Below are 12,350 nucleotides of genomic sequence, written 5' to 3' on the forward strand. Positions count from 1 at the left end.
GTTGCGAGCCCGCCGTCGGGCACGGCCTCGACGCGAACCCGCCAGTAATGCGTCCTCAGCCTAGGGCCTGAACTTCAGCGTGGCCGCCGGCGCCTCGCCGGTCAGCGGCGTGATCTTCCAGACGATCCGTTTCCCCTGCGCCACGTCCTGCGCGCCGTCTTCCTGGTTCTGGCTGACGATCTCCGCATCGGTGGTGAGGGTGAAGGTGCCGTCCAGCGCCTTGGCGGCATCGTCGCCGCCATTGCCGCCCATCGGGTTCTGGCTCTTGTCATAGCCGTTGGAATAGCCCGGCGCCTTCACCCGCGCCCGGTCTTCCCCACGCAGTTCCACCGCCACGAAGGGCAGCACGATCTGCGCGTCGCTGTTGAAGGGAAAAAGGAAGGCGTGGGTCAGCCGGCCGCTGATCGCATAGTCGATCTCGAACCGGCGATTGCCCATGTAGCGGGCCGACCGAAAGCCCTTCTCCTTCGACAGCGCCGCCGCGATCGCCTGCATCTGCTGCTCGTCGCCCTTGTCGTCCTTGACGTCGAAACGCTCCTCGGCCTTGCCCTGCGTCCCGGACCGGAGCGCCGTGCGCAGGCTGCTCTGCTGGTCCCTGGGCGTCGCGCCGTCGATCGGATCGTCATTGCCCGGCATCGAACCCAGGCCCTTGCCCATGTCCGATGCCAGTATCTCGCCCTTATAGGTAAAGCTGAAGCTCCGGTCGGCGCGGATGTCGAGCGTGGAATCGAACCTGCCCGGCGTCACCAGGCAGGCGGAGAGCAGCAGACTGGCCGCCAGCACGGCGGCCGAGCGCAGAAAGACCGTCACGATCGAACCCCCTGTCGTCCGTGGCCCCGGCCGCTACCGGCTGGCAGCCGCGTAGAGGGCGATCGCCGCCGCATTGGAGACGTTCAGGCTCTCCATGCGCGGGCTGATCGGCAGTTTAGCCAAAATGTCGCAATGCGCCATGCTGTTGTGGCGCAGCCCTTCGCCCTCGGCCCCCAGCACCAGCGCGACGCGGGACGTGCCGATGGCCTCCCCCAGCGTCTGCTCCGCCTCGCCGTCCAGCCCGATGCGCCAGTAACCGGCTTCCGCGATCTCATCCAGCGCCCGGGCAAGGTTCACGACCCGCACCCAGGGCACGATCTCCAGCGCGCCCGACGCGGCGCGCGCCAGCACCCCCGATTCGGGCGGCGCATGGCGGTCCTGCGTCACGATGCACAGCGCGTCGAACGCCGCGGCGGACCGCAGGATCGCGCCGACATTATGCGGGTCCGTCACCTGGTCCAGCACCAGCACGGGCCTGTTATCGTCCCGCCCCGCCTCCAGCACGTCGCCCAGCCAGACATCGTCCAGCGGCTCCACCTCCGCCACGATCCCCTGATGCGGCGCATCCGACGGCACCATGCGGCCCAGATCGGCGCCGTCGGCATAGACGATGGGCAAGACGGGCGGCAGGTCGAGCGCGTTCAGCGCCTCCCTCGTCCCCCATATCTTGCGCACCACCCGGTCCGGATTGGCGAGCGCGGCGATGACGGCATGCCGTCCATAGAAGCGGGGAAAGGTCCCTTTGGCCTTTCCGGTGCGATTTCCTCTTTTCATGGGAAGCGCTCTTTTCACATTGGGCCATTGACAGGCAAGTCTCCTTTCGCCATTGGAGCGCCCTCCAGCCGGTCGGGGCACCCTCCGACGCCGGTTAGGCGACTGGACAGGTGGCCGAGTGGTTAAAGGCAGCAGACTGTAAATCTGCCCGGGTTTCCCGTACGCTGGTTCGAATCCAGCCCTGTCCACCATCGCTGGCCGCGGGCGCCGCCGCCGGGCCGAATTGATCCGCTTCAGGGCTCATCCCATCTCTCCACAGCTTGCTTTCCTGCGCGCATTGACGGGATAAGTGCGGTTCATCCGGAATCTGTTACGCTCCCCTTGATGACCCCAGTTCCTCCCGCGACCCGCCGCGCCATCCTGACCGCCGCCCTTGCCGGCTTCCTGACCCTTCCCCTGCCCCGCCGCGCCCTTGCCGCGACGGAGGTGGAGCGCGTGGACGATCTGATCGCGCGCATGACCATAGAGGAGAAGGCAGGGCAGATGACCTGCCTGGCCGACAGTTTCCGCCCCTATAATCCCCCCAATCCGCAGGTTGGCATCCAGAATGAAAGGCAGCTTGCCGACGAAATCCGCAAGGGCCGGGTCGGCTGCCTGTTCAACGGCATCGGCGTCGCGGGCGCGCGCCGCGCGCAGGAGATCGCGCTGAGGCAAAGCCGCCTCGGCATTCCGCTGCTGTTCGCGGGCGATGTCATCCACGGCCTGAAGACGATCTTCCCCGTGACCCTGGCCGAATCCGCCAGTTTCGATCCGTCGCTGGCGGAACGCACGGCGCGCGCCATGGCGGTGGAGGCGACGGCGGCCGGCCTGCACCTGACCTTTGCCCCCATGGTCGACGTCGCCCGCGACCAGCGCTGGGGCCGGGTGGTCGAGGGAGCCGGGGAGGATGTCGCTCTGGGCGGCCTCTTCGCCGCCGCCCGCGTCCGCGGCTTTCAGGGGCGCGACCTGCGCCGCGACGATTCCCTGCTCGCCTGCCCCAAGCATTTCGCCGCCTATGGCGCCGTCGCCGGGGGCCTCGAATATGGCAGCGTCGACATCAGCGACGAAACGCTGCGCGAAACCCATCTGCCGCCCTTCGGCGCCGCCTTCGCGGCGGGGGCGCTCACCACCATGGCGGCGTTCAGCGAGATCAACGGCGTGCCCGCCACCGCCGACCGCGACCTGCTCACCGACACGCTGCGCGGCGAAATGAAGTTCCGCGGCTTCGTCTTTTCCGACTATACGGCGGACGAGGAACTGATCGCCCACGGCTATGCCGAGGATGAGCGCGACGCCACCCGCCTCGCCATATTGGCCGGGGTCGACATGTCGATGCAGAGCGGCCTTTACATCCGCCACATCCCCGATCTGGTGAAAAGCGGCGCGGTGCCGATGGAAACGGTCGACGTCGCCGTCCGGCGCATCCTTTACGTCAAGACCGCCATCGGCCTGTTCGACAATCCCTGGCGCTCGCTGGACGAGGAAGCGGAAAAGACCCGCATCTCCACCCCCGCCCATCGCGCCTTGGCGCGGGAGGCGGCGGCACGTTCCATCGTGCTGCTCCAGAATGATGGCGTCCTGCCGCTCGATCCCGCCCGGGCGCAGACCATCGCGCTCATCGGCCCGTTCGGCGAGGACAGGGAGAATGTCTACGGCCCCTGGGCCTTTTACGGCGACAAGGGCAAGGGCGTCGACATCGCCACCGGCCTGCGCGCCGCCATGCCGGACCCGGCCAGATTGCTGGTCGCGCCGGGCAGCGGCATATTGACGCCCATCGACGGGGGCGTCGCCAAAGCGGTGGAAACGGCGAAGGCGGCGGACATCGTCATCCTGGCGCTGGGCGAATCGCAGGACATGTCGGGCGAGGCGCAGTCCCGCACCGCCATCGAAATCCCCGTCGTGCAGCAGGCGCTGGCCGATGCCGTCGCCGCGACCGGAAAGCCCGTCATCGTCCTTCTCCGCCACGGCCGCGCCCTGGCGCTGCATGACGGGGTGGCGAATGCGCAGGCGATCCTCGCGACCTGGTTCCTCGGCTCCGAATCCGGCCATGCCATTGCCGACATCCTGTTCGGCAAGGAGAACCCGTCCGCCAAGCTGCCGGTCAGCTTCCCCTGGGAATCGGGGCAGGAACCCTTCTTCTACGACCGCAAGTCGACCGGCCGCCCGGTGATCGACAACCGCACCGAATATCGCTCCCGCTACGCCACCACCGACAACAGCGCGCGCTATCCCTTCGGCCACGGTCTCAGCTACAGCGATTTCACGCTGGAAGGGTTGAAACTGTCCGACACGGCGCTGCGCTGGGACCGCGCCATCGAAATCACCGCCCGCCTCACCAACAAGGGCACCCGCAAAGGCAGCGAAGTCGTCCAACTTTATATCCGCGACCGCGTCGCCAGCCGTACCCGCCCGATCCGCGAGTTGAAACGCATCCAGCGCGTCACCCTCGACCCGGGCGAGAGCAGGACGGTGCGCTTCTCCCTGTCCCGCACCGACCTGCAATTTGTCGGCGCGGGCAGCAGGATCATCGCCGAACCGGGCCTGTTCGACCTCTGGCTGGGGCAATCATCCAATGGCGGCCTCCACAGCCAGTTCACGCTTTATGCGGCGGAAACCACGCCCGCTTTCCCCCAATAAAACATCATCCCCACCCCGGATCGCGTCCATCCCGATCCCGTCACCTCTTTCCCCATTTCGTCATCCCCATCTCTCTCCCGTTATCCCCATCTCACTCCCGTCATCCCCACCTCACTCCCGTCATCCCCTCCTCACTCCCGTCATCCCCACCTCACTCCCGTCATCCCCACCTCACTCCCGTCATCCCCGCGAAGGCGGGGACCCATCTCCTGCCCGTTCCCCTTGACGCCTCCCAAAGGACATGGACTCCCCCACCGCCCAAACCCCTGTCCTACACGGCCCCGACCATGCCATAACCCCACCGGCTCTTTCCCACCGTCAACCCATTCCACCCGCCCTAAGCGGGCGCCCTCTGCACACCCATTCCGCAAAAATTCTCCTATTGCGAAATCGACGCCACCACTCCGCACCCACGCAAATGCGTGGGCCACAACGCCGTGAACTTCGCAGGCATGAGGCAGTCTGCAAAACTCCGCCTCAACGCCTTCACCACCCCATGCACCTCTGCTAGAGGCCCCCTCCATGCTCAACCTGAACGGCATCACCGTGCGCCTCGGCGGCCGCACTATTCTCGACCGCGCCAGCGCTTCCCTGCCGCCGCGCAGCCGCGTCGGCCTCATCGGCCGCAACGGCGCGGGCAAGTCGACCCTGATGAAGGTGATGATCGGCCAGATCGACCCGGACGAGGGCAGTTGCGACATGCCCCGCGACACGCGCCTCGGCTATATCGCGCAGGAAGCGCCCTCGGGCACGGCCACCCCCTTCGACACCGTCCTCGCCGCCGACAGGGAACGCGCCGAACTGATGGCGGAGGCGGAACATACGCAAGACCCCGACCGCCTCGGCCATATCTACGAACGGCTGAACGCGATCGACGCCTATACCGCGCCGGCCCGCGCCGCCCGCATCCTCGTCGGCCTCGGCTTCGACGAGGAAATGCAGGGCCGCCCGCTCGACAGCTATTCGGGCGGCTGGAAGATGCGCGTCGCCCTCGCCTCGCTGCTTTTCTCCAACCCCGACCTGCTGCTGCTCGACGAACCGTCGAACCATCTCGACCTCGAAGCGACGCTCTGGCTGGAAAATTTCCTCAAGGCCTATCGCGGCACCGTGGTCGTCATCAGCCATGAACGCGACCTGCTCAACAATGTGGTCGACTATATCCTGCATCTGGAGGGCGGGAAGATCACCCTCTATCCCGGCGGCTACGACGCCTTCGAACGCCAGCGCGCAGAACGCCTCGCGCAGCAGGAGGCCGCCCGCGCGAAACAACAGGCCGAACGCGAGAAGTTGCAGGACTATGTCGCCCGCAATTCCGCCCGCGCCTCGACCGCGAAACAGGCCCAGTCCCGTGCGAAGGCATTGGCGAAGATGCAGCCCATCGCCGCGGCCATCGAGGACCCGACGCTGCATTTCGGCTTCCCCAGCCCGCCCGAACTGCGCCCGCCGCTCATCACCATGGACATGGCGGCGGTCGGTTACAACGACACGCCCGTCCTGCGCCGCGTCAATCTGCGCATCGACCCCGACGACCGGCTGGCGCTGCTGGGCCGCAACGGCAATGGCAAGACCACGCTCGCCCGCCTGATCGCCGCGCAGTTAAAGCCGATGGAAGGCGCGATGAACGCCTCGGCCAGGATGAATGTCGGCTATTTCACCCAGTATCAGGTGGAGGAACTGGACGTCGGCGACACGCCGCTCGAACATATGAGCCGGGTGATGAAAGGCGCGACCCCCGCCGCCGTCCGCGCCCAGCTGGGCCGCTTCGGCTTCTCCGGCGAGCGCGCCACGCAGAAGGTCGGCAGCATGTCGGGCGGGGAAAGGGCGCGGCTGGCCCTCGCCCTCATCACCCGCGACGCGCCGCATCTGCTGATCCTCGACGAACCGACCAACCATCTCGACGTCGACAGCCGCGAAGCGCTGGTGCAGGCGCTGAACGACTATTCGGGCGCGGTGGTCATCGTCAGCCACGACCGCCACATGATCGAACTGGTCGCCGACCGGCTGGTGCTGGTCGACAACGGCACGGCCCAGCCCTTCGACGGCAGCCTGGAGGATTATACCGACATCATCCTGCGCAAGGCTGACGGCAATGGCGGCAATGGGGGTTCGGGGGGCGATGCCCCGAAGACCGACCGCAAGGCGGAAAAGCGCAACGCCGCGCAATGGCGCGAACGGCAGAAGGCGGCGAAGAACGCCGTCAGCAAGGCGGAAAAGGAAATGGCCGCGCTGGCCGCCGAACGCAGCCGCATCGACCAGGCGCTGTTCGACCCCAAAAGCGCGACCGGCGCGGAGGCGAAGATGACCATGACCGAACTGATGGTGAAACGCGCCGACCTGGAAAGGAAACTGGAAGCGGCGGAAGAAAGCTGGATGGAGGCCAGCGCCGCGCTGGAGGAGTTATAGATCGCGGAAACCAGGCTCCGTTCGGGCCGTTTTCACGAGCCACCTGTCCCGTTCAAATGTCGAAGCCCTTCACTTTCTTGAAGAGAAGCGCCTGATCATTCCGTCAAAGGCCCCTCCAGCCCATCCGCCCCCGTCCGCATCTTCGTCACGATGTTCCAGGTCGCGATGAACAGCGCCGCGATCACCGGCCCGATGACGATGCCGTTGAACCCGAACAGGTCGATCCCGCCCAGCGTGGTGATCAGCACCACATAGTCGGGAATCCGCGTGTCCCGCCCGACCAGTATCGGTCGCAGGATATTGTCCACCATCCCGATCACGAACATGCCGCAAAAGGCGAGGATCAGCCCCTTCACCACCGCCCCGGTGACGAACAGATAAATGGCGACCGGCACCCAGATCAGCCCGGTTCCGACCGCCGGAATCAGCGAGAACGCCCCCATCAGCACGCCCCAGAGCAGCGCACCCGGCAAGCCCAGCGCCCAGAACACCACGCCGCCGATCAGCCCCTGGACGATGGCGACGACGATGCTGCCCTTGATCGTCGCACGCGTGACGACGACGAACTGATTGATCAGGGCCCGGCGATGGGCGGTCCGCATCGGCGCGGCCCTGTCCACCATCGCCGCCAGCTTCGGCCCGTCGCGCAGCAGGAAGAAGGTAAGGTACAGCATCACGCCCAGCGCCATCAGGAAGCTGAACGCGCTCTGCCCGATCTGCAACGCCTGCGTCGCAACCGTGCGGAAGCTCGACGCGACGCCGGCGCTCAGCATTTCGCGCACGGCGGCGAAGTTGGTTATGCCCAGCCGGTCGAGAAAGGCCGCGGCCCAGCCAGGCAGGCTCGCCTGGAACTGCGCGAACATCCGCGCGTAGTTGATCTCGCCGCTTTGCACCTTGGCGTAGAAGAGGGTCGCTTCCTGCACCAGCGCCATGGCCAGGATGATCGCCGGCACGATCACCAGCGCGACGATCAGCAACAGCGTCAGCGCCGCCGCGCTGTTCCGGTGCCGGGGCATCATGCCGATCAGCCCCTGGTTGACCGGCGCGAACAGGATGGCGGCGATCACGCCCCACAATATGGCGGCGAAAAAGGGCTCGACCACCAGCGCGAAGGCGACCGAGACGATGAGGACGAAGCCCAGGAAGACCCCGTCCTCTATGCGCGCGCTTGGCTTTTCCGTGCTCCTGTCCATGACGCCGCTTTGGCAGAAGTGCGGCGCCAAATCCATGCCTGCTTATTCCGCCTGCGCACTGAACCCGAAGCTGACCGACACCTTGGGGTCCAGTCCCGCGCTGCTCTCGCCATTGCCGACGCCGAAGGACGCGCGCGCGATGGTGGCCGATCCTGAGACCTTCCGCGCCTTGCCGGTGCCGGAAAGGGTGAAGCGGATGCTCTGCGGCTTGCTTACCCCCTTGAGGTTCAGTGTGCCCGAAGCGCGATAGACGTTCGTCCCCGTCTTCTCCGCGCCCCTTGCGGTGAAGACGGCCTTGGGATGCGCCGCCACGCCGAAGAATTCGTCCCCGGCCAGCATGCCGTCCTTATAGCTGTCCCCGACGCTGGCGCTCGCCAGGTCGATCTCCACGCGGATGTCCGCGCTGTCCGGATGATCCGGGTCCATGACGATCTTCGCCCTCCATTTGGAGAAGCGGCCGCTGATCGTCTCGCCGCTGTTCCCGACGGAAAAGCCGATGGTCCCGCCGGGCTGCACCGTCCAGGCGGGCGGCGGTCCCACCGGTTCTTCCGCGACCGCCGCATTGCCGGCTTCGGCCGGGGCCGCGGCATTGACGGCATTGGCGGCCGGCTCAGCGGCATTGGCGGGCATTTCCTCTTCCTCCTCGGCCGCCGCCGGCAGAACCGGCGCGGCCACCGCCTTCGCTGCGGGCGCTGGCAGGACGGCGCGCCCAAGGACGAACCCCACCGCGATCAGCGCGGGCAAGGCTGCCAGCAACAGCGGTGAACGCGCCGGCATCATCCGCCACAGCAACCCATCGCCCATCAGCACATGATGCCGCAGCGCACCCGCGACGTGCAGGACGAACAGCGCGATGCCGATCCACGCGATCAGGGCGTGTCCGCCCTCGGCCAGCTCATGCGCGCTCATGGGCAGGGGCAGATGAGGCAGGGGGACGATGCCGAAGATCAAGGTCGGCACCTTCACCTTCGCGGTCGACACCAAAGCCCATCCGGTGAGCGGCGCGCCCAGCATGAACAGATAGAGGCCCGCATGCACCGCCTTGGCCAGCGCGCCCTGCCAGCCGCGCTCGACCGGCGCGGGACGCGGCTTCCAATAGCGTATGGCGATGCGGGCGAAGGTCAGCAGCAGGATCGAGATGCCGATCGACTTATGCCACTGGAACAGCTCGAAGCCGCGCGCGCCAAGATCCTCGAGCGCCCATCCCACCGCGATCTGGAAGGCAAGCAGGGCGGCGATCGCCCAGTGCAGGAAAATGGCCAGCCGACTATAGCGTTGCATCGAAACCCCCATGCGCGACAATCCGGCCCGGAAGCTATGCTGCACCTGCGCGGAAGTCCACCGCCGCGCCCGGAAACGATCCGTTACCTCAGCAGAACGATAAGCTTCGCGCCTGTGTCATAAAGGTCGCAGTCCGATCAATTTCGACCCGATGATTGCATCCCCGCCGCCAAGGGCTAAGAGCATAGGAAAACAGGACATAGGACAAGCAGGACATGGCCAAACCCGAATCCTGGCGCCTCCGCCCGGAAGCTTATCGTTTCGTCACCAGCATCGACACCCGCTTCCAGGACATCGACACGATGGGCCACATCAACAATGTGGCGATCTCCGGCATATTCGAAACGGCCCGCATCCGCTTCCACCATCATCTGGGCCGCCATCCGCAGGAACAGGGGGTGCGCTGGCTGGTCGCGAACGTGAACCTCAATTTCGTCGAGGAATCCCACTTTCCCTATCCGTTCGAGGTGCATTGCGCGATCGGCCATATCGGGCGCACGAGCTGGACGATCAGTTCGGCGGGCTTTCAGAAGGGCATATGCGTCGCCACCGCCGACACCACCGTCGTAACCCATGGTTCGGAAGGGCGCCGCACCATCGACGAGAGTCTGCGGGAGGCGATGGAACGCAACTTCATCATCCGTCCGGACTGATGGGATCGCATCGATTTTCAACCGATCATGACCCGCTCTAGCGGAAGCCGTCCATGCGGCGGCTCCACTGGAAGGCGATGACCGCCGCCTTGGCGGGCTGGATCATCGCCAGCGCAAGCAGGATCGCAAGACCCGGCCATAGCGCCGCCTGCACCCCCAGCGGAATATCCAGCGCCGCGTTCACCTCTATCATCAGCGGCACGAGCAGGTGCCCCAGCAGCAATATGACGATATAGGCCGGGAAATCGTCCGCCCGCGATGCGTCCCAGGCCTGTCCGCAATGGCGGCAGGCGGGACTGGGCTTCAGGAAGCGGGCGAACATCCGGCCTTCGCCGCAGGCGGGACAACGGCCCCTGAGCGCCAGCGCCAGCGCCGGCCGCAGCGGCCGCGCCGCATCATCCTGGGGCAATCCCTTGTTCATGCCCTCCCCCCTATGGCCAATGCGCGCCCCGTGCAACATGCCCGCGCCCTGTTAGAGCTTCCGCGCCGCGCAAAGCCTGTTAAGAGGGCGGCCATGCGCCTTCCGGGACCGACCGAAGCCTTCGTCCTGTTCGACGACGCCCGTGCCCGGGCTCCCGCCCCGGCGCGCCTCTATCGCGATCCGGTATCGGTCATCGCCGCCCATCGGCTGGCGGAGGTGCAGCCAGCGCTCGACCGGCTGTCCGAAGCGGCAGAAGCCGGGCTGCACGCAGCAGGCTTCATCGCCTATGAAGCCGGGCTGGCGCTGGAGGACCGCCTTCACCCGCTGGCGGAACGGCATCGGCAGGACAGGCCGAAGACGCCGCTGCTCTGGTTCGGCCTGTTCGAAGGGGTGCGCCTGATCGATCCCGCCGCCATGACCGGCCTGTTGCCGGACCCGGCGGGTGCCAGGGTCGATCGCCTCCAGCCGCTGATCGACGAGGCCGCCTATCGCGCCGCCTTCGCCCAGGTCCAGGACTATATCCGCGCCGGCGACATCTATCAGGTCAATCTGACCTTCCCCTGCGCCGCGCATTTCATGGGCGATCTCATGGCGCTCTATGCCGCCATCCGTCCGCGCCAGCAGGCGGGCTATGGCGGCGTGCTGCGCACCGGGGAACATTCGATCCTCTCCTTTTCGCCGGAGCTGTTCTTCACCCATGTCCGGGGCCAGTTGACCGCGCGCCCGATGAAGGGCACCGCCCCCCGCGATCCCGATCTCGCCAGCGACGCGGAACTGGCCCAATGGCTGGAGCGGGATGCCAAGCAGCGGGCGGAAAATCTGATGATCGTCGACCTGCTGCGCAACGATCTGTCGCGCGTCTCCCGCGCCGGCACCGTCACTGTGCCCGACCTGTTCAAAGTCGAAACCTATCCGACCGTCCACCAGATGGTGTCGACCGTCCGGGCCCGGCTGTTGCCCGGCCTGTCGCCCGTCGACGTGCTGCGCGTCCTTTTCCCCTGCGGGTCGATCACCGGCGCGCCCAAGGTCCGCGCCATGGAGATCATCGACGCGGTCGAGCCCTTTCCGCGCGGCGTCTATACCGGCTCCATGGGCTGGATCGATCCGTCGGGCGATGCCGCGTTCAATGTTGCCATCCGCACCATTTGCGTCGAAGAAGGCAGCAGGGAAGGACGCCTGGGTCTGGGATCGGGCATCGTCGCGGATTCGGATGTCGCTTCCGAATGGGCGGAATGTCTGGCCAAGGGGCGCTTCCTCGCACCGGCCTGATTCATCGCGCCATCATCGATCGGCATAAGGGGTTTGCAGTTTTCCATGGCATTGGCTGACGGACGGTTCGATCTGCTCGAAACCATGGCCTTCGATCCGGTCGAGGGCATCAGATTGCTCGAACTGCATCTGGAGCGGTTGAAGACCAGCGCGGAGGCGCTCGATTTCGCCTTCGACCGCCATAATGTGCGCAATGAGCTTCAGGCCGCGACCTTCCGCCTGCGGGAGCGCAGCCGCCTTCGCCTGCTGGTGTCGCGCCGGGGCTCCATCGCCATCGAAGTGCGCGAGCACCGCACCTGGCCGCAGGCGATCATGCAGGTCGCGCTCGTCACCCGCAACGCCCCCGCCGCCGATGCGCGGCTGGCGCACAAGACGACCGACCGTTCGCTCTACCGTGACGCCCTGCGGCGCGGCGGCACCTATGAAGTGGTGATGACGGACGAACAGGGCTTCCTGACGGAGGGCAGCTTCTCCTCCATCTTCGTCGAACGCGGCGACAAGCTGCTGACCCCGCCTTTGTCGCGCGGCCTGCTGCCCGGCGTGCTGCGCCGCAGCCTGCTCGACATGGGGGAGGCAGTGGAGGCCGACCTGCGCCCCCGCGACCTGGAAAACGGCTTCTTCATCGGCAATGCGGCGCGCGGCATGGTGGCGGCGTCGCTGGTGCGCTAGAGCATCGTGCGCAAAAGTGGGAACCGGCTTTGCGCTTGAAAGGATGCGACAACAAAAGCTTGGAGCGCGCGCCCTGCGTCCGATTGAACGCAGCGCGCTATAGGGGCACGGGCAACCCTTTTCCGCACGCAATGAATTGCAGATCTTCCTCCCTCCCGGCCCTATAATCTGCCGTTACGGCCAGCCGAAGCCAACTGGCGGTTGCCCCTTCTTTCGTTGCACACTAAGGAGCCTCGCGTCCGCTTCACGCGGACCTAGGGG

The 12,350-nt window shown here is 66.4% G+C and carries 10 protein-coding genes and 1 tRNA gene; 6 read left to right on the top strand and 5 right to left on the bottom strand.

Features of this window, described 5'->3' with window-relative positions; genetic code table 11:
- Positions 1-60 precede the first annotated feature (60 nt).
- Complete coding sequence (locus A0J57_RS13010) at positions 61-810, bottom strand: hypothetical protein (RefSeq protein ID WP_061936475.1); 750 nt, start codon at positions 808-810, stop codon at positions 61-63.
- A 33-nt stretch (positions 811-843) separates the two neighbouring features.
- Positions 844-1,584 (bottom strand): 23S rRNA (guanosine(2251)-2'-O)-methyltransferase RlmB, encoded by a 741-nt coding sequence (gene rlmB / locus A0J57_RS13015; RefSeq protein WP_061936478.1) that lies wholly within the window; start codon positions 1,582-1,584, stop codon positions 844-846.
- 104 nt (positions 1,585-1,688) lie between these two features.
- On the opposite strand from rlmB, the gene A0J57_RS13020 reads away from it, so the two are divergent.
- From A0J57_RS13020 to A0J57_RS13030, 3 genes are all read left to right on the top strand, one after another.
- Positions 1,689-1,775: transfer RNA gene (locus tag A0J57_RS13020), tRNA-Tyr, on the top strand.
- Positions 1,776-1,908: 133 nt separating this feature from the next.
- Positions 1,909-4,200 carry a beta-glucosidase BglX gene (gene bglX, locus A0J57_RS13025; protein WP_061936482.1) on the top strand — a complete coding sequence of 764 codons (2,292 nt, stop codon included), beginning with the start codon at positions 1,909-1,911 and terminating at the stop codon, positions 4,198-4,200.
- Positions 4,201-4,722: 522 nt separating this feature from the next.
- Complete coding sequence (locus tag A0J57_RS13030; RefSeq protein ID WP_061936484.1) at positions 4,723-6,603, top strand: ABC-F family ATP-binding cassette domain-containing protein; 1,881 nt, start codon at positions 4,723-4,725, stop codon at positions 6,601-6,603.
- A 95-nt stretch (positions 6,604-6,698) separates the two neighbouring features.
- On the opposite strand, the gene A0J57_RS13035 is transcribed toward A0J57_RS13030, so the two are convergent.
- On the bottom strand, positions 6,699-7,796 hold the full coding sequence (locus A0J57_RS13035) for an AI-2E family transporter (protein WP_061936539.1): 1,098 nt from the start codon (positions 7,794-7,796) through the stop codon (positions 6,699-6,701).
- 42 nt (positions 7,797-7,838) lie between these two features.
- Positions 7,839-9,077 carry a YceI family protein gene (locus tag A0J57_RS13040; protein WP_061936487.1) on the bottom strand — a complete coding sequence of 413 codons (1,239 nt, stop codon included), beginning with the start codon at positions 9,075-9,077 and terminating at the stop codon, positions 7,839-7,841.
- A gap of 215 nt (positions 9,078-9,292) precedes the next feature.
- On the opposite strand from A0J57_RS13040, the gene A0J57_RS13045 reads away from it, so the two are divergent.
- Positions 9,293-9,730, top strand: coding sequence for a thioesterase family protein (locus A0J57_RS13045; protein WP_025552022.1), 438 nt, complete (start codon positions 9,293-9,295; stop codon positions 9,728-9,730).
- A 37-nt stretch (positions 9,731-9,767) separates the two neighbouring features.
- Here the strand turns inward: A0J57_RS13045 and A0J57_RS13050 are convergent, their stop codons facing one another.
- A complete protein-coding gene (locus A0J57_RS13050) occupies positions 9,768-10,151 on the bottom strand; it encodes a DUF983 domain-containing protein (protein ID WP_044663034.1) in 384 nt (127 codons plus the stop codon).
- Positions 10,152-10,244: 93 nt separating this feature from the next.
- Here A0J57_RS13050 and pabB point away from each other — a divergent pair, with 93 nt between their 5' ends.
- Positions 10,245-11,420, top strand: a complete 1,176-nt coding sequence (pabB, locus tag A0J57_RS13055) for an aminodeoxychorismate synthase component I (protein ID WP_048577251.1) — start codon at positions 10,245-10,247, stop codon at positions 11,418-11,420.
- 45 nt (positions 11,421-11,465) lie between these two features.
- Positions 11,466-12,089, top strand: a complete 624-nt coding sequence (locus tag A0J57_RS13060; RefSeq protein ID WP_061936490.1) for an aminotransferase class IV — start codon at positions 11,466-11,468, stop codon at positions 12,087-12,089.
- Positions 12,090-12,350 lie beyond the last annotated feature (261 nt).

Source organism: Sphingobium sp. 22B, assembly GCF_001580035.1.
Lineage (GTDB): Bacteria > Pseudomonadota > Alphaproteobacteria > Sphingomonadales > Sphingomonadaceae > Sphingobium > Sphingobium fuliginis.